We start from the raw sequence: 278 nt of genomic DNA, 5'->3' as shown, positions 1-278 counted from the left end.
TTGGGTCAGCATGCCCTGACGCTGGTCGACCTGCCGGGTGTTGGGGAAAGTATCGAACGGGACGAAGAGTACCACGCGCTTTACCAGCAACTGCTGCCTGAACTCGACTTCATCATTTGGGTTCTCAAAGCCGATGACCGTGCCCATACCGCCGATGAAACCGGCTATCAGGACATTATCCGGCGAGGGGGATTCAACCCGGTTCACCTGCTGTTTGTGCTCAACCAGGCCGATAAAATCGACCCTTGCCGGGAATGGGACAGACACCACTGTCAACC

General features: G+C 56.5%; 1 protein-coding gene. It reads left to right on the top strand.

The window, feature by feature from the left end; genetic code table 11:
* Window positions 1-278, top strand: a 278-nt coding sequence (locus AC2A1E_RS24510) for a GTPase family protein (RefSeq protein WP_484385925.1), incomplete at both ends; no start/stop codon positions are given.

This window comes from Serratia sp. HNCC26DJ206 (assembly GCF_057180605.1).
The sequence above is the reverse complement of the archived record's forward strand: the minus strand, read 5'-3'. Positions and strand labels throughout refer to the sequence as shown.